This is a genomic window from Arthrobacter sp. 10N418 (assembly GCF_056394725.1).
Genome location: NZ_JBFTIK010000001.1, coordinates 221,900 through 239,090, shown reverse-complemented (window position 1 = coordinate 239,090; position 17,191 = coordinate 221,900). Strand labels below are relative to the sequence as shown.

The 17,191-nt window shown below is 67.2% G+C and carries 15 protein-coding genes; 9 read left to right on the top strand and 6 right to left on the bottom strand.

Translation table 11 applies throughout. The annotated features are described in order from the left end of the window. Window positions 1–50 precede the first annotated feature (50 nt). Complete coding sequence (locus AC1DCZ_RS01025) at window positions 51–1,760, top strand: DUF885 domain-containing protein (protein ID WP_476973003.1); 1,710 nt, start codon at window positions 51–53, stop codon at window positions 1,758–1,760. A 30-nt stretch (window positions 1,761–1,790) separates the two neighbouring features. On the opposite strand, the gene AC1DCZ_RS01020 is transcribed toward AC1DCZ_RS01025, so the two are convergent. Continuing rightward, window positions 1,791–2,150: a VOC family protein gene (locus AC1DCZ_RS01020; protein ID WP_476973002.1), complete on the bottom strand. Its 360-nt coding sequence runs from the start codon at window positions 2,148–2,150 to the stop codon at window positions 1,791–1,793. A gap of 184 nt (window positions 2,151–2,334) precedes the next feature. Between AC1DCZ_RS01020 and AC1DCZ_RS01015 the strand changes: the two genes are divergently transcribed. Then, window positions 2,335–3,816 carry a dicarboxylate/amino acid:cation symporter gene (locus AC1DCZ_RS01015; protein WP_476973001.1) on the top strand — a complete coding sequence of 494 codons (1,482 nt, stop codon included), beginning with the start codon at window positions 2,335–2,337 and terminating at the stop codon, window positions 3,814–3,816. 73 nt (window positions 3,817–3,889) lie between these two features. On the opposite strand, the gene AC1DCZ_RS01010 is transcribed toward AC1DCZ_RS01015, so the two are convergent. Then, on the bottom strand, window positions 3,890–4,447 hold the full coding sequence (locus AC1DCZ_RS01010) for a hypothetical protein (RefSeq protein WP_476973000.1): 558 nt from the start codon (window positions 4,445–4,447) through the stop codon (window positions 3,890–3,892). 226 nt (window positions 4,448–4,673) lie between these two features. Between AC1DCZ_RS01010 and AC1DCZ_RS01005 the strand changes: the two genes are divergently transcribed. From AC1DCZ_RS01005 to AC1DCZ_RS00995, 3 genes are all read left to right on the top strand, one after another. After that, entirely contained in the window at window positions 4,674–5,069 is a 396-nt protein-coding gene (locus AC1DCZ_RS01005; protein WP_476972999.1) for a YbjQ family protein, read from the top strand. Between the two features lie 78 nt (window positions 5,070–5,147). After that, complete coding sequence (locus AC1DCZ_RS01000; RefSeq protein ID WP_476972998.1) at window positions 5,148–5,903, top strand: TetR/AcrR family transcriptional regulator; 756 nt, start codon at window positions 5,148–5,150, stop codon at window positions 5,901–5,903. Between the two features lies 1 nt (window position 5,904). Next, window positions 5,905–8,484, top strand: a complete 2,580-nt coding sequence (locus AC1DCZ_RS00995; RefSeq protein WP_476972997.1) for an MMPL family transporter — start codon at window positions 5,905–5,907, stop codon at window positions 8,482–8,484. Here AC1DCZ_RS00995 and AC1DCZ_RS00990 read toward each other — a convergent pair. Genes AC1DCZ_RS00990 through AC1DCZ_RS00980 form a run of 3 tightly spaced genes read right to left on the bottom strand, consistent with a single transcriptional unit; the run spans window position 8,405 to window position 10,280 of the window. Continuing rightward, window positions 8,405–9,358 carry a hypothetical protein gene (locus AC1DCZ_RS00990; protein ID WP_476972996.1) on the bottom strand — a complete coding sequence of 318 codons (954 nt, stop codon included), beginning with the start codon at window positions 9,356–9,358 and terminating at the stop codon, window positions 8,405–8,407. The genes AC1DCZ_RS00995 and AC1DCZ_RS00990 overlap by 80 nt on opposite strands. Then, entirely contained in the window at window positions 9,355–10,116 is a 762-nt protein-coding gene (locus tag AC1DCZ_RS00985; RefSeq protein WP_476972995.1) for a cytochrome b N-terminal domain-containing protein, read from the bottom strand. Before AC1DCZ_RS00985 ends, AC1DCZ_RS00990 begins: the two co-directional genes overlap by 4 nt. Then, entirely contained in the window at window positions 10,113–10,280 is a 168-nt protein-coding gene (locus AC1DCZ_RS00980; protein WP_476972994.1) for a hypothetical protein, read from the bottom strand. The genes AC1DCZ_RS00985 and AC1DCZ_RS00980 overlap by 4 nt, the downstream gene beginning before the upstream one ends. A gap of 127 nt (window positions 10,281–10,407) precedes the next feature. Between AC1DCZ_RS00980 and AC1DCZ_RS00975 the strand changes: the two genes are divergently transcribed. The 3 genes from AC1DCZ_RS00975 (at window position 10,408) to AC1DCZ_RS00965 (ending at window position 13,904) form a co-directional block, all read left to right on the top strand. Then, window positions 10,408–11,103 (top strand): Maf family protein, encoded by a 696-nt coding sequence (locus AC1DCZ_RS00975; RefSeq protein WP_476972993.1) that lies wholly within the window; start codon window positions 10,408–10,410, stop codon window positions 11,101–11,103. A gap of 179 nt (window positions 11,104–11,282) precedes the next feature. Next, window positions 11,283–13,103: an acetyl/propionyl/methylcrotonyl-CoA carboxylase subunit alpha gene (locus AC1DCZ_RS00970; RefSeq protein ID WP_476973079.1), complete on the top strand. Its 1,821-nt coding sequence runs from the start codon at window positions 11,283–11,285 to the stop codon at window positions 13,101–13,103. Between the two features lie 69 nt (window positions 13,104–13,172). Then, window positions 13,173–13,904 (top strand): glutamine amidotransferase, encoded by a 732-nt coding sequence (locus AC1DCZ_RS00965; protein WP_476972992.1) that lies wholly within the window; start codon window positions 13,173–13,175, stop codon window positions 13,902–13,904. 154 nt (window positions 13,905–14,058) lie between these two features. Here the strand turns inward: AC1DCZ_RS00965 and AC1DCZ_RS00960 are convergent, their stop codons facing one another. Then, window positions 14,059–15,468 carry an MFS transporter gene (locus tag AC1DCZ_RS00960; protein WP_476894961.1) on the bottom strand — a complete coding sequence of 470 codons (1,410 nt, stop codon included), beginning with the start codon at window positions 15,466–15,468 and terminating at the stop codon, window positions 14,059–14,061. Window positions 15,469–15,775: 307 nt separating this feature from the next. Between AC1DCZ_RS00960 and AC1DCZ_RS00955 the strand changes: the two genes are divergently transcribed. After that, window positions 15,776–17,191 (top strand): MFS transporter, encoded by a 1,416-nt coding sequence (locus AC1DCZ_RS00955; protein WP_476972991.1) that lies wholly within the window; start codon window positions 15,776–15,778, stop codon window positions 17,189–17,191.

The window sequence follows — 17,191 nt, the reverse complement described above, 5'->3', positions numbered from 1 at the left end:
AAGTTCAGCAACCCTTTCATAACCGCCGCGGCCGGGCTAGTCTCGTTCGGGTGACTACCGAAACGAATGAAAACCCCACGCCCGACAGCCCTGCTCCCGTGCGCCCCCAGACGGCCATCGATGCCGTCGCCGACGCGTACACGGACACGCTCATCCGCCTCAACCCGAGTTTCGCCACCGAGCTCGGCCTCCCGGGCCATGAAACCGAATACGCTGACTTCTCCCCGGCCGGCCACGGGCAATTCGCCGCGGCGGCCCGCGAGGCACTCGCCGCACTGGAGGGCCTGGAGCCCGTTGACGACGTCGACGCCGTCACGCTCGACGCCATGCACGAGCGCCTGGGCCTGCAGCTGGAGATCCACGCGTCCGGCTGGGACCTTGCCGACCTGAACAACATCGAGTCGCCCGCCCAGCAGATCCGCGCCATCTTCGACCTCATGCCCACGGCCACCGCCGAGGACTGGGAGCACATCGCGGGCCGGGCACATAACGTCGCCGGCGCCATCGACGGCTACATCGAGTCCCTGCGCGCCGCAAAGGAGGACGGCAAGGTCTCCGCGGTCCGCCAGGTCTCGATCGTCATCGAGCAGACCACCAAGTACGCCGCGGCGGACGGCTTCTTCGCGAAGCTCACGGCCGGCGCCAGGACATCCGAAGGGCCGCTGCCGCCGGAGCTGCAGGCCAGGCTCGACGCCGGCGCCGCGGACGCCCGCGTGGCCTACTCCCGGCTGGCAGGATTCCTCGAGTCGGAGCTCCAGCCGGTCGCCCCCGCCAAGGACGCTGTGGGCCGTGAGCGCTACGCCCTGGCCTCCCGCGCCTTCCTCGGCGCCACCGTGGACCTGGAGGAGACCTACGCCTGGGGCGTTGAGGAACTCGCGCGCATCATCGCCGAACAGGAGCGGGTTGCCGAAGAGATCCGACCCGGGGCCTCGATCGAAGAAGCCAAGAAGATCCTGGACAACGATCCGGCCCGTCGGCTCAAGGGCACCGACGCCCTCAAAGCCTGGATGCAGGAACTCTCCGACAAGGCGGTGGCCGAGCTCGCCGGCGTCCACTTCGAGATCCCGGACATCATGAAGACGCTCGAATGCCGGATCGCCCCCACGGACGAGGGCGGCATCTACTACACCCCGCCGTCGCAGGACTTCAAGCGCCCGGGACGGATGTGGTGGTCGGTGCCCGCCGGCGAGGACACGTTCACCACGTGGGCCGAGACCACCACCGTGTTCCACGAGGGGGTCCCGGGCCACCACCTGCAGATCGCCACGGCCATCTACCGCCGCGAACTGCTCAACAAGTGGCGCCGCAGCGTGTGCTGGACCTCCGGTCACGGTGAAGGCTGGGCACTCTACGCGGAGAAGCTCATGCAGGAATTGGGCTACCTGAAGGATCCGGGCGACCACATGGGGATGCTGGACATGCAGCGCATGCGTGCCGCCCGAGTGGTGTTCGACATCGGCGTGCACTTGGAGTTGGAGGTGCCCGAGCGTTGGGGGTCGGGCACCTGGACTTCGGACAAGGGCTTCGAGTTCCTCAAAGCCAACCTGCCGATCAGCGAGGGGCAGCTCAAGTTCGAGTTCACCCGTTATCTCGGCTGGCCGGGCCAGGCGCCGTCGTACAAGGTGGGGCAGCGGCTGTGGGAGCAGGTCCGCGCCGAATTGGAATCACGCCCCGGCTTCGACCTCAAGGCGTTCCACACCAAGGCCCTGAACATCGGCTCCGTGGGCCTGGACACCCTGAAGCGCGCGCTGCTCGGGTAGGTCTTTCGCTGCCACCCGGGCTGTGAGCCGTCAGCTCAGGCAGAGGCACAACGGATGGCCCGCCGGGTCTAGGAACACCCGGAAGGTCGTTCCGGGCTGGTGTCCGTGCTTGGTCGCGCCGAGTTTGAGCACTGCTGCCTCTGCGGCGTCGAGGTCGTCGACGAGGAGGTCGAGGTGCATCTGCTGCGGTACCTCCTGGCCGGGCCATTGCGGCGGCGTGAAGGACTCGACCTTCTGGAAACTCAGCGCATCGCCGTATTCGGCGCGAACGGAGCACCAGTCTTCGTCGCCCTGCTCGACCTTCCAGCCGAGCAGGGCGCCGTAGAACTCGGCCAGTAACTTGGGGTCAGGACAGTCGAGTACGACGACCGGGAAGCGTGCGATAGCCATGGCCACCACTCTAGGACCGGGGCCCGCGCGAGACAATCGCCACACCCCCGGGTGGAATAACTTCACATTCGGGTGATCCTTCAGCGGAAATCCGGGGTCCGGGCAATCCTGCGAGGATTTACAGCGCGTAATATTTCTCAACGTCCGTTAGTCGTGATACGAACGGGAGTCCTAGCGTGTTCGGGTGACCACTCAGACAAGCACCCCCGCCCCCGCAGGAAAGCCCGGTTTCCAGCTGCCCAAATGGGCCGGCTCTTTTGGCTTCCAGATCATTGCCGCCTTGATCGTGGGCCTGGGCCTTGGCCTGCTCGCGAAGTACACGGGCAGCACCAAGACGAACCCCAATGCCCTCGGCGCCACGCTGCAGACCATCGGCTCGAGCTACGTCTCGCTGCTGCAGACCGCCGTCGTTCCGCTTATCTTTACCGCCGTCGTCAGTTCCATCTCGAACCTGCGCGCCGTCTCCAACGCGGCCCGGCTGGCCTGGAACACGCTGCTCTGGTTCGCCATCACCTCGCTCATTGCCGTCCTGATCGGCATCGGCCTGGGCGTGCTGCTGCAGCCCGGTGCGAGCACCGGCATCACCCAGCAGGCCAAGTACGCCGGCAAGTCCGGTGACTGGTGGGCCTTCCTGGTCGGACTGTTCCCGAAGAACTTCCTGGGCCTGGGCGCGAGTACGACGGTCACTGACGGCGTCGCCACCACCGCTGTGAGCTTCAACGTCCTTCAGATCCTCGTGATCGCCATCGCCGTCGGCATCGCTGCGCTTAAGGTGGGCAAGGCCGCCGAGCCGTTCCTGGACCTCAATGCCTCCGCCCTCGCCGTGATCCAGAAGGTCCTTTGGTGGATCATCCGGATCGCCCCGCTGGGCACCGTCGGCCTGATCGGCAACGCCGTGGCCGTCTACGGCTGGGACACCATCGGCTCTCTCGGTAAGTTCACCGTGGCCATCTATGTCGGCCTCGCCCTCGTGCTGTTCGTGGTCTACCCGGTCCTGGTCCGCAGCCACGGTCTCTCCGTCAAGCAGTACTTCTCCGGCGTCTGGCCGGCCGTGCAGCTGGCCTTCGTCTCCCGCTCCTCGGTGGGAACCCTGCCGCTGACCCAGCGCGTGACCGAGCGTTCCCTGGGTGTTCCCCGCGCTTACGCCTCCTTCGCCGTGCCGCTGGGCGCGACCACCAAGATGGACGGCTGTGCCGCGATCTACCCGGCCATCTCCGCGATCTTCGTGGCCCAGTTCTTCGGCATCCAGCTGGACTTCACGCAGTACCTGCTGATCGCGCTCGTCTCCGTGCTGGGCTCCGCCGCGACCGCCGGCACCACCGGCGCCGTCGTGATGCTGACCCTGACGCTCTCCACGCTGGGACTGCCGCTGGCCGGCGTCGGGCTCCTGCTCGCGATCGACCCGATTCTGGACATGGGCCGCACCGCGGTCAACGTGGCCGGTCAGGCCCTGGTCCCAACGATCGTGGCCAAGCGCCAGGGCATCCTGGACGAGTCGCTCTACAACGCCCCGCGCAGCGGCGACCCGTTCAGCGACGACGTTGTGGACGACGAAGTTGCTGACGCTGCCGTTGCTGACGCTGCCGTTGTTGGCTCCGACAATGGTGACGCCGACGGCGATGCTCCGGCTGCCGCCGGGCGCGAATTGGCCGGCGCAAAGGCCTAAGCACCGCATAGCGACAGTAGTCCCCGGGATTCTCGTCCCGGGGACTACTTGTTGTGGCTCATACCGCAGTGCCTCAGCGGCCGCCGCCGATCACGCCTTTCTCGGCAGCCTTCGTGACGGCGTCAGCCTCAGCCTGGGTCAGGGTGCCGTCCTTGACGGCCTGGTCCAGCCGGGGCTTCAGCGCGGCGGCGTGGTCAGCCTGCGCCTGCGTGCGGAGTTCGTCGAGGGCCGCGGTGACCTTGGATTCGTCAATGCCAAGCGACTTTGCCAGGGACGCGGCCAGGGCCTTCTCCATCGCGGCGCGGTCGGGCTTTTGCCCCTCGGTCGGCGGCGAGGACGGCTTGTTGGCCTGCCGGAAGGCCTTCAGCGCGTCCGAGACCTTGGCCTCGTCCACGCCGAGTTTAGCGGCGAGCTCCTTGGCCTGCTCCCCCGTTCCCAGGCCGCCGTGGCGGCCGCCACGCATGCCGTGGCCGTCGTTCTGGGTGCCCGCCTGGGTGCCCGCCTGGGTGCTGGAGCTGGGAGCGGGGGTGGGAGTCGTCGTCGCATGCGCCATTCCGGCGACTCCGAGCCCGGCTCCGAGGGCCAGCGCCCCCGCCCCCAGGCCGAGGGCGATCTTCTTCCTGCGTGACATGTGTTTCTCCTGGATCTGCCGTGCAGTGACGGCGCCGTTACCTGCGGATGTTTCCGGGAGTCCCTTTCAAGACCACTTTCAGTCTGCCTCCGCGGCATCACAAATGGCTGTTTCCCACCTTTCACTTTCCTGTGAATGCGGCCGTGAGTCTTTGCCGTGCATTCCCGGCTCGAATATCGGATCACCGTTCCCGTCCCGCAGCCGGAATTCTGGTTAGGCTCGGGGCATGCTGATCGTCACCTCGAACGACATCCCGGGCCACCGGATCGACGCCGTCTTCGGCGAAGTCATGGGCCTGACCGTCCGCTCCCGGGACATCGCCGGCCAGGTCGTGGCCGGTCTGCGCTCCCTCGTCGGCGGTGAGCTCCGCGAACTGACCCAGGTCCTCTACGACAGCCGCCGGGAGGTCATGGCCCGGATGGTCGCCGAGGCAGAGCAGCGCGGCGCAAATGCAATTATCGCGATGCGGTTCGACACAGCGCACATGGCCAACAACTGGTCGGAGATCTGTGCCTACGGCACCGCCGTTTTCGCTGTGCCGCTGGCCGACGGCGAACCGGGCGCCACGGCGCAGTCCCTCCACCTGACCGGGGCGGCCCAGCAGGCGGACCGCCAACCGTAACGCCGCCGCGAGACGCCGGGACCCCGCCAGCTCCGAAGAAACTTGCCCGGAGTGCAAACATGCACGTAGTGTACCCATATGCCCATTCCGTCAGCTTCCCCGCCGGCCTCCGGCGATCCCGGCGCGCCTGGCGACCGCGGCGCCGCCGGGATCCCGGCGCCCTCGCGCCGCGAACTGAACAAAGCGGCCACGCGCCAGGCCATTACCGACGCGACCCTGGAGCTGCTCCGCACGCGGGGACCGGGCAACTTCACGGTCGAGGACATCGCCGAAGCCGCCGGAATCTCCCGCCGGACGTTCTTCAACTACTTCAGCAGCACCGAAGCGGTCATTGCCTCGGTGACCCACGGGTTCCTGGACACAGCGCTCCAGCAGTTCCGGCTCCGTCCGGCCACTGAACCCATCCTGGAATCCGCCCGGGCCGCCCTCGTTGAACTCGCCGACCCGATGACCATCGCCCCGCTGGCCGAGCTCTACAGCCTTGGCCAGTCCAACCCGCAGCTCAACCGGTCCGAACTGGAAGCGTGGGACCACTGCACTGTGGAGATCATCGACGCCGCCCGCGAGCGCTTCGCCCGGGACGCCGGGGCCGGCCGCGGCACCGGCGTCGACGAACTCTATCTCCGCGCTTTGGCGGGTTCCATCATTTCCTGCGGCAAAGCCGCGATGGACGTGTGGTTCGCCCGGTGCGGCGGCTCCCTGTCCGCCGAATCGCTCGCCACCCTTCGCCAGCTCCTGATCGATTCCATGAGCCTGCTGGGCTCCGGATTTGCCTCTCCGGCTGCCGCTCCGGCCGCCAGCCACACCGCCGCCCCTTCCCCAGATCGGTCCTGACATGGCTCTTTTGCTCTATCGCCTCGGCAAGTTCTCCTACCGCCACCGCTGGCTCGTCATCTCCCTCTGGCTTGCCGTCATGGTGGCCGTCGGCGGTGCCGCGGCAGCGTTCCACGGCACCCTGTCCAACAACTTCCAGATCCCGGGCACTGAGACCCAGCAGATGGCGGACAAGCTCAAAAAGGAGCTCCCGTCCTCCTCCGGCGGTTCCGCAAGCATCGTCTTCGAAGCCAACGACGCGCAGTTCAGCCAGGCCGGCAAGGACGCAGTGTCCGCCGCGCTGGCCAAGCTGAAGAGCATCCCGGATGTCCAAGGCACCGTCGATCCCTTCGCCACCCAGGCGCAGCTGGACAAGGCCGGCACGGACCTTGCCGCCGGCGACCAGCAGGCCGCCGCGGGTAAAGCCCAGCTGGACAAGGCCGCGGCGGATCTCGCCGCGGGCAAGGCCCAGCTGGACGCCGCCGAGGCGCAGATGACCGCGGCCGGCATGTCCCCGCAGGCCATCGATGCCCGGCTCGGGCAGCAGAAAGCCGCCCTAGCCGCAGGCCAGGCAAAGCTCGACGCCGGCACCAAGGACCTTGAGGCCGGCAACGCCAAGCTGGCCCTCGGCAAACGCCAGCTGGAAGCTTCCCATGGCCTGCGTTTCGTCTCCGAGGACGGCAAGGCTGCCATTGCCCAGGTGCAGTTCAAGACCTCGATCAACGGCCTCACGCCTGAGGTGCGGCAGGAAGTCCAGGACATCGTCAAAGAGGTCTCCTCCGCCAACGTGACGGCGCTGCCCAGCAAGGAAATCAGCGAGGACATCTCGGAGATCTTCGGCACCGCGGAGGTCATCGGCATCGCCGTCGCCGCGCTCGTGCTGATCATCATGCTGGGAACCCTGGTCGCCGCCGGGCTTCCGCTGCTGATGGCGATCGTCGGCGTGGCCGTCGGCGTCGGTGGCACGTTCGCCCTCAGCGGCGCCGTCGACATGAGTTCCATCTCCCCGATGCTGGCGCTCATGCTGGGCCTCGCCGTCGGCATCGACTACTCCCTGTTCATCGTCAACCGGCACCGCGGCCAGCTGCTCGCCGGTCTGGACCCCGAGGAGTCCGTGGCCTTGGCCACGGGCACCTCCGGCAACGCCGTGCTCTTCGCCGGCCTCACAGTGATCATCGCCCTCGCGGCCCTCGTGGTGCCGGGGCTGCCGTTCCTGGCCGTCATGGGCCTGTCCGCTGCCGCCACGGTGGCGGTGGCCGTCGTCGTCGCCCTGACCCTGACGCCGGCCATCCTGTCCCTGGTCGGCCGCAGACTCATTTCCAAGCGGGCCTGGGCGAAGGCGGAGCAGCACAACGCCGCCCCCGGCCATGAGACCGAGGACCGCGCCAAGGACGAATACCGCAGCAGCCATGGCTGGGGCGGCGTCGTCACCCGGCACCCATGGCTGTCCCTGCTGGCCGGCGTGCTGCTGCTGGGTGTGGTGGCGCTTCCCGCCAGCCAGCTCCGGCTCGCCTTGCCCGATGCCAGCTCCGAGCCGGTCGCCTCGGCTGCCTTCAAGGCCTACGACGTCACCAAGCGGAGCTTCGGCGAGGGCATGACCGGGCCGATCATCGTCGTCGGCGACTTCCCCGCGGGCCTCACCGCCGCCGAGGCACAGGCCAAGCAGTTCGACGTCGCGGACATCCTGCGCAAAACGGACAACGTTGCCGCCGCCGTACCGCTGGCCCTGAGTGAAGACCGCCGCACCGCCGTCTTCCAGATCCTCCCGAAGGAGGGTCCTGCAAGCGCCAGCACCGTCGAGGTGGTATCCGAGCTCCGCGCCGAAAAGGCCCGGATCCAGGACACCACCGGGGCCAGCATCGGCCTCACCGGCCAGACCGCCGGCAACGTCGACGTCTCGAGCAAGCTCGGCGCCGCTCTGCCGCCGTACCTGGCCATCGTCGTCGGACTCTCGCTGCTCCTGCTGCTGCTCGTGTTCCGCTCGATCGTGGTCCCGCTGCTGGCCACGGGCGGCTTCCTGCTCTCGCTCGCGGCCGCCTTCGGCGGCGTCGTCGCGGTGTACCAGTGGGGCTGGCTCGGGACCGTGTTCGGCGTCGAAAACCCCGGCGCCGTGCTGAGCTTCCTGCCGATCATCCTGATCGGTGTGCTCTTCGGCCTGGCCATGGACTACCAGGTGTTCATCGCCTCCGGCATGCGCGAGTCCTTCATGCACGGCGAACCGGCCAAGCACGCGGTCCGCTCCGGCTTCAGCCACGCGGCCGCCGTAGTCACCGCCGCCGCGATCATCATGGTCAGCGTGTTCTCCGGTTTCATCTTCTCGCACCTGAACATGGTCCGGCCGCTGGGCTTCGCGATGGCCTTCGGCGTGCTGGTGGACGCCTTCGTGGTGCGCATGACCATTGTCCCGGCCGTGATGTACCTGCTCGGCGACAAGGCGTGGTGGCTGCCCGGGTGGCTGAACCGGATCCTGCCGGACGTCGACGTCGAGGGCGCCAAACTGCGCAAGCCCGCCGCGGGCGGCTTTAGCGGTTCCGGTAGTAGTCTCGCCAGATCAGACGATGAACGGGCAGCTTCCGCGGCAGCGACCTCAAGCCAGGGATGAACGGCAGCAGGGTCAGCAACGCGGTCAGCACGAACATTGTGATAACCGCCAGGGCGTCGACACTCGGCGAGGACTTGAACGGTTCCACCTGGTAGAGGAGCGAGAAGAGCCACAGCCAGGACTGCCCGGGCGTGTCACCGGTCTCGTTCATCACGCCCCACTGGTCCCCGGAGAGGTGCTGGCCTGCCGCAAGATCCGGAAAGTAGCTGCCGTCTCCGAGGAACAGGAGGCTGCGGGTGTAGTCCATGTTGTAGAAGTTTCCGCCGCCCTGCAGCACACCGTCCAAGGTGCCTTGCCGCGCCATGTCCAGCAAAGCGCCGGTGAGGGCGGGAACCGGGCCATAGGAGCCGTCGGCGACCTTGGCGGGGTCGTTGTCGGGGGCCGCCGCGAGGGCGTCGGAATAGGCGGCAGTCCAGTCGGAACGTTGCTGGTCCGTGGCGGCCGTCCAGTCGGCCAGGGCGGCCGGCGGCGACGGCAGCGACTCCAGCGGCCCAATCACGAAGTCCTGGGCAGTATCGACCGGAAGCCGGACGCCGGAGAGGCTTTGGAGGTCCACCGGGCCGATTTTCTGCGAGGCGTCCGGAGTGGAGTTGTACGGCGGCCCGTACCCGGCGGTGCCGGACGTTCCGCCCAGTTCCGTGGCCGCGGTGGCGACGAAGTCCGCCGGGGCGGTGGCCGCCCACGATTTGAGGCTGACGCTGGGCTCGTCCGGGGCGCCGAAGATGGCCGACACACCGAACACCAGCAGCCCCACCACCACAACCCCAATGGTGAGTTCCTTCAGGAGGTCATACTCACGGACGCGGCCCGTCCACGGCCGGCTGGCAACGTCGTCCGTCTTCCGCCATGAGTCAGTGCTGCTCTTGCCGGTCATGGCGCTGCGTCCTTCGGTTCGTCGGACTCCTGGGGAATGGCGGACTCCAGCGGGTGGCTGGGCGCCTGGGCCTGGCTGGGCGCCGGGCTGTTGCCGCGCAGCTGGGCGTCACCCTCGGCGGCTTCCAACGGTGGCGCAACACCGTGGACCCGGACCAGCAGGACATGCAGGATCACCACGGCGCCCACGGCCAGGGGCAGCAGTGTGATGTGCCACACGAAGATCTGTCCGACGTTGGTCACGTTGAACCAGGCGCCCACCCCCACGGCGTTCAGCGCATCCTTGGCTTCGAAGGCAATCCACTGGGAATCGAAGTTTGTCTGGAGAAGATACCCGGTGAAGGCCGCCACGATGGAAACGACGAAGGAGAGCATGCCGGTGATCCAGGTCAGAACCCGGCCACCGCGCCAGGCCGCCATCCAGAACTTCAGCCAGAGGTGCACCACCATGAAGATGAAGAACAGTTCCACGCTCCACAAGTGGGTGCTGTTGACGAAGCTGCCGAGGGAGGAAACGTGATACCACTGGGGTCCGTTCAGTCCCAGCACGATCCCGGAAATGATGATCCAGAGCAGCGACGCGATAGCCCCCATACCGAAGACATAGGCCCAGGACATGACATAGCTTGGCTGGTCCTCGGGCAGGAGTTTGTCCGGGGGGAGCTTCCCAAGCATCCACCTGCGGGCTTTGCCGGTCCAGGTGTGCGCGTCATGGTCCTCCGCCGGCAACCCGCGCGCCGGTGTGGTCCGGGCGGTCATTTCCGCCGCTTCCCGCCGGGAAAAGGAAGGACCAGCGCCAGCACGAACAGGACGATCATCACTACGATCACCATCAGGTTTCCCGACTGGATGGTGAAGCCGTCCCAGCCAAAATATGTTCCGGCGCCCATGGTGGTGACGCCCGCGATTAGCCAGCCGGTCATGGACTTCTCGATTCTCCGTAGGGTCCTGCCTCAACCACACCATGGCCAAATATCCGTAACCAGAGGCTTTCGCCCCGCCCGGCAGCCGCAACTCCCCAGCCCGTCCAGGGTCAATTAGGCTGGAGCGGTGACCCGCCTCATCCTTGCCTCCCAGTCCCCCGCCCGCACCAAGCTGCTCGCCAATGCCGGCATCAAGCACGAGGTCCTCGTCTCGGATGTGGACGAGGACGCCGTCCAGGCCCGCTACGGCGTGACCGACCCGCACGATACCGCCCTGCTGCTGGCCCGGGCCAAGGCCGAGGCGGTCGCCTCGCTGCCGGAGGCCGACGGCGCAATCGTCATCGGCTGCGATTCGGTCTTCGAGTTCGACGGCGAGGCCCACGGCAAGCCGTACACCGCCGACGTCGCCCGCGAGCGGATGCTCCGCATGAGCGGCAGCATGGGCATCCTGCACACGGGCCACTGGCTCGTGGACTGCCGCGACACTGACGTCGATCCGGCGGCGGGCGGCGGCGGTGTCGTCACCGCGCGTGGCTCCGGCGCGACCCTCGGCTCCGTCTCCTCCGCCGAAGTGCACTTCATGGACATGACCGGCGCGGAAATCGACACCTACATCGCCACGGGCGAGCCGCTTCAGTGCGCCGGTTCGTTCACGATCGACGGCTACGGCGGGGCCTTCATCCGCAAGGTCGACGGCGACCCCCACACCGTCGTCGGGCTCTCCATTTCCACGCTTCGAGCGTTGCTCAGCCAGGCAAATGTGGGGATCACCGAACTCTGGACCGGCGGGGCCGTGGACCCGGCGGACGTCCGGGCCGAGTGAGCAGCGACTGGGAGCCGAGTGAACCAATTCGCGGCGCCTTGTAGCAACCCTACAAAGTAGTGGCCGTTTACGCGCGGAATCCGCAAGTAATATCGGCGGAACCCACAAAACCGCGCTAGGCTCCCTGAAGGAAAGAAGGAGACGCCTTGTCAGCAAATTCGGAGCAGTCCGCAAACACCGTGCAGCGATCAGCCAATGAAAGCACTGCCGCCGGCACCCATCGGCTGAGCAAGGTGCTGATCGCCAACCGCGGCGAAATCGCCGTGCGCATCATCCGTGCCGCCCGCGATGAAGGCATCACTTCGGTGGCCGTGTACGCGGACCCGGACCGCGATGCACTGCATGTCCGGCTGGCAGACGAGGCCTACGCGCTCGGCGGCAACACGGCCGCGGAGTCCTACCTTGTGATGGACAAGCTGATCGAGGTGGCCCTCCAGTCCGGCGCCGACGCCATCCACCCCGGCTACGGCTTCCTGGCCGAGAACGCCGAGTTCGCCGCCAAGGTGATTGATGCCGGCATCACGTGGATCGGCCCCTCCCCGGCAGCGATCTCCGCTCTGGGCGACAAGGTCCAGGCCCGCCACATCGCCGAAAAGGTCGGCGCCCCGCAGGTCCCCGGCACGGCCGACCCGGTGGAATCCGCCGAGGAAATCCTCGACTTCGTGGACAAGTTCGGCCTGCCCGTGGCCATCAAGGCTGCCTTCGGCGGCGGCGGCCGCGGCATCAAGGTCGCCCGCACCCGCGAGGAAATCCCCGAACTCTTTGAATCCGCCGTGCGTGAGGCCGTCGCCGCGTTCGGCCGGGGCGAATGCTTTATCGAGCGCTTCCTGGACGCGCCGCGGCACGTCGAGACCCAGTGCCTCGCCGACGCGCACGGCAACGTCGTCGTCGTATCCACCCGCGACTGCTCGCTCCAGCGCCGCAACCAGAAGCTCGTCGAGGAGGCCCCGGCCCCGTTCCTGACCGAGGAGCAGAACCGCCGCCTCTACGAGTCCTCCAAGGCCATCCTCAAGGAAGCCGGTTACCTCGGCGCCGGCACCTGCGAGTTCCTCGTCGGCCAGGACGGAACCATCTCCTTCCTTGAGGTCAACACCCGCCTCCAGGTGGAGCACTGCGTCTCCGAGGAAGTCACCGGGATCGACCTCGTCCGCGAGCAGTTCCGGCTGGCCCGCGGCGAGGAGCTCGGCTACGGGGACCCCGAAGTCCGCGGCCACTCCATCGAGTTCCGCATCACCGGCGAGGACCCGGGCCGGAACTTCATGCCCGCCCCGGGAACCATCACGACCCTGAAGAACCCGACCGGCCCCGGCGTGCGCGTCGACTCCGGCGTGGAACAGGGCGACATCATCAGCGGCAACTTCGACTCCATGCTCTCGAAGCTGATCGTCACCGGCGCGACCCGCACCCAGGCCCTGCAGCGAGCCCGCCGCGCGCTCGAGGAGATGGTGGTGGAGGGCATCCCCACCGTCATCCCGTTCGACCTCGCCGTCGTCACCAACCCGGACTTCGCCCCTACCGAGGGCCCGTTCAAGGTCCACACCCGCTGGATCGAGACGGCCTTCGTCAACGACATCCCCGCCTGGACCCCCTCCGGCGCCGAGGCTGAACCGGCCGACGGCGGCGAACGCCAGCGCGTCGTCGTCGAGGTCGGCGGCAAGCGCCTGGAGGTTGTCCTCCCGGCGTCGCTGGGTTCCGGCACCGTCGGGTCCGGCGGCAAGCCTGCCAAGGCCAAGAAGCGCTCCCGCAGCGGCGGCGCCGTGGTGGCGGCCAGCGGCAACGCCCTGACGTCCCCGATGCAGGGCACCATCGTGAAGGTGGCCGTGGCGGAAGGCGACGCCGTGGCCGAAGGCGATCTCGTGGTCGTGCTTGAGGCAATGAAGATGGAGCAGCCGCTGACCGCGCACCGCGCCGGAATCGTGATCGGGCTGTCCGCCTCTGCCGGTGAGACGGTCTCCGCCGGCGCCGTGATCGCCCTGATCGAAGACGGCGCCGCAGAGTAGCACCGCCTTGCTGGCCGGTTGCGGGCGCGCCTGTGGCGCCTCCGCGACCGGCCCGTGCAGACTTGGGGTGTGAAGCCATTCCTACTCCTCGCCTCGCGCGCCGAGGACGCCGCAGCCGACGACGAATACCGCGCTTATCTGCGCTATGGAGGCCTTGAGCCGGAGCAGCTGCACCGGATCAGGATGGAAGCCGCCCCGCTCCCGGAGCTGGACCTCACGACGTATTCCGGAGTGATCGTGGGCGGCAGCCCGTTCACATCCAGCGACCCAGTCGAAGAGAAGAGCGCCACCCAGCACAGGGTGGAGCGGGAGCTAGCCACGCTGCTGGACCGGATCGTGGCCGAGGACTTCCCTTTCCTGGGCGCCTGCTACGGGGTCGGCACGCTCGGCCTGCACCAGGGCGCCGTGATCGACAGGACCTACGGCGAAGGCCTCGGCGCGGTGACGATCACCCTGACGCCGGAGGGGCTGCAGGATCCCCTCCTGAAAGGGATGCCGGAGCAGTTCATTGCGTTCGCCGGCCACAAGGAGGCGTGCACCGTCCTGCCCGCCCATGCTGTGCTGCTGGCGGGCTCCCCCGCCTGCCCCGTGCAGATGTTCCGGATCCGCAGCAACCTCTACGCCACCCAGTTCCACCCGGAGCTCGACGCCGACGGGCTCATCACCCGGATCGACATCTACCGCCACGCCGGCTACTTCCCGCCCGAATCCGCCGAGGAGCTCATGGCCAGCGCCCGGCATTTCAGCGTGACCGAGCCCATGGACATCCTGCGGAACTTCGTCGAGCGGTACGCCAACTAAGCCTCCCCGCCCCGCATGGGCCCGCCGGCCCGTCCCTGCCGCTGTTCAAGCCTGCGCCCCGCGTTCCTGCCCAGTTGCATTCCGGCCGACACGCAAATGCCCGGCGTGTCCAAGGAACACGCCGGGCATTTGCGGTAGGAAGCGGGAAGGAGCGTCAGGCCACGTTGTTCTCGTAGTCCAGGTCCTTGGTTTCCTTGCTCAGGAAGAGGGCTATCAGCGTCAGCACGGCCATCACGCTGAGGTACACCCCCACCAGCACCGGGCTGCCCTTGGCCGACTCCCACAGCCACACGGCGATGAAGGGAGCCACCGCAGCGCCGAGGATGCTGGAGACGTTGTAGCTGATGGCGGACCCCGTGTACCGGACATTGGTGGGGAACAGCTCAGGGAGCAGTGCGCCCATCGGACCGAAGGTGAGGCCCATCAGGGTGAAGCCGAGGATGAGCACCGCCATGGTGCCCACGAAGCCGCCGTTGAACAGCGGGACGAACAGCAGGCCGAAGACGAAGATGCCGGCGGTCACCGCGAGGAGCATCTTGCGGCGGCCGAACTTCTCCGCGAGCGGGCCGGACACCAGGGTGAAGATCCCGAAGAATACGACGCCCGCAATGAGCATCCACAGGAAGTCGTTGCGGGTGAAGCCCAGGCCCGGGACGAATGCGGCAGCTGCCGCGTCCGTCATCGGCTTGCCTGCCTTGACGGCAGCCGCCTGCGCGCCGGCCAGCGTGGGCTTGGTCCCGTAGGTCAGCGTGAACGTGGTCATGAGGTAGAAGAGCACGTAGGTGGCGAGCATGATGAATGTGCCGAGAATGAGCGGGCGCCAGCTGGTCTTGAAGACGCGGCCCAGCGGCAGCTTCGCGACCTCGTTGGACTCCAGGACCTTGGTGAAGGCCGGGGTTTCGATGAGCTTGAGGCGGACGTACAGTCCGATAATGACCATGACGGCGCTGACCAGGAAGGGCACACGCCAGCCCCAGTCGGCGAATGACTGCGGGGTCAGGGTGTAGCTGAAGACCAGGAACAGCACGTTCGCGATGATGAAGCCGATCGGAGCGCCCAGCTGCGGGAATGTGCCGTAGATGGCGCGTTTGTTTGCGGGGGCATTCTCGGTGGCGAGCAGTGCCGCACCGCTCCACTCGCCGCCGAGGGCCAGGCCCTGGGCGAAGCGCATGACGACCAGGAGCGCCGGAGCCCAGAAGGTCCAGCCCGGGACCAGCGCTGTCGGCAGGCAGCCGATGAGGAACGTGGCAATGCCCATGGTCAGCAGCGATGCCACGAGGGTGCCCTTGCGGCCGAACTTGTCGCCGAAGTGGCCGAAGACGATGGAGCCCAGCGGGCGGGCAATGAACGCGACGCCGAAGACGGCAAAGGAGCTCAGCAGCTGGGTGGTCTCGTTCTGTCCGGGGAAGAAGAGCTTGGGAAAGACCAGGACCGCGGCGGTGGCGTAAACGTAGAAGTCATAGAACTCAACGGTGGTGCCGATCAGGCTGGCGACGATCACGCGGCCGCGCGAGTTCACCTGCTTGGCGGGCCCCTGCTTCGACAGGGTGGCATTGGATGACATGTAGTGACGCTTTCATGAGGACCGGACGGATGCTCTGAAGAGCCCGATGCCCCAAGGCCGTCCGGCAAGGGATTCGTATACGTCTGATAATAGTTCCAGCCGTCCAGTCAATGGACAAAAGGTCCACTATTTGGACACAGTGGCGCTGGCCCGCCCCGTGGTCGTCACCGTGGCCGCCCCGGCACTCCTCACACCGTCATAAAGGCCCAGATAGGCAAACGTCACAGCACGTTAACAAACAGCGACGGTCCCGGAAACGCGGTATCCCTACCTTGGAAGGACAACACCCCCCAAGGAGGTCTCCTAAGTGACTGCTGAACGCACCGCCGAAATCGGCACCGCAGATGCCGGCGCCGCCCGCACTGCCGACACCCTTACCCTTGACCACCGGCCCGGCCGCTGGATCGCCAACTGGGATGCAGAGAACAAACAGCAGTGGGAGTCGGCCGGCCGTGCCATCGCCCGGCGCAACCTGAACTGGTCTATCTTTGCCGAATTCCTGGGCTTCGTGGTCTGGCAGCTCTGGTCGATTGTGGTGGTCCAGCTGCCCGGCGCAGGATTCAAGATCTCCACCAATGAGATCTTCTGGCTGATCTCCATGCCCAGCCTCGTGGGCGCCACGCTCCGCATTCCCTACACCTTCATGGTTCCGCGTTTCGGCGGCCGCAACTGGACCATCGTCTCCGCCCTCCTGCTGCTGATCCCGACCACCGGGCTGGCTGTTTGCGTCTCCAACCCGGCCACCCCGTTCGGTGTCATGTTGCTGGTCGCGGCCCTCGCAGGGTTCGGCGGCGGCAACTTCGCCAGCTCCATGGCCAACATCACCTTCTTCTATCCCGCCCGTGAAAAGGGCTGGGCGCTGGGTCTGAACGCCGCGGGCGGCAACCTGGGTGCCGCCGTCGCGCAGCTGGCCGTTCCCATCGCCGTCACCGTGCTGGCCGCCGGCACGGTGAACCTGCCCGTTGCGGGCCTGATGTGGGTCCCGCTGATCCTGCTCGCCGCGTTTGGCGCGTACAAGTACATGGACAACCTCACCAGCGCCAAGGACGATGTTGCCGGTTCGCTCGCCGCCCTGAAAGAACCGCACCTGTGGATCATGGCGCTGCTGTACATCGGCACGTTCGGGTCGTTCATCGGCTTCGCCGGCGTCTTCCCCAAACTCATCAAGGACTACTTCCCCGCCTTCTCCTCGATCGGCGTCGGCACGGTGGCGCTGTCCCTGGCCTTCCTCGGCCCGCTGGTCGGTTCCCTGGCCCGCCCCTACGGCGGACGCATGGCGGACCGGATGGGCGGCGCCCGGATGACCGTGGCCGCCTTCGCCGCGATGGCGGTCATCACCCTGGCCATGATCTGGACCCTGCCGCTGAAGAACTTCTGGCTCTTCCTGGGCCTGTTCCTGATTCTCTTCACCGCCAGCGGCTTCGGAAACGGTGCCACGTACCGGATGATCCCGGTCATCTTCGCCACGTCCAGCCGGGCAGCACGCTCCGGCGCCAGCACCGTGGCCACCCAGCGCCTGGCGTCCTCCGCACTGGGCCTCGTCTCGGCGATCGGCGCCTACGGCGGGTTCGTGATCCCCCAGGTGCTGAACGCCTCCAACACCGCCAGCGGCTCGTACACACCGGCCTTCTACGGCTTCGTCGGGGCGTACGTCCTGATGCTCGCCGTCTGCTGGTTCTGCTACATCCGCAATGCCAACCGAAATGCGATGGGACACGTCTAA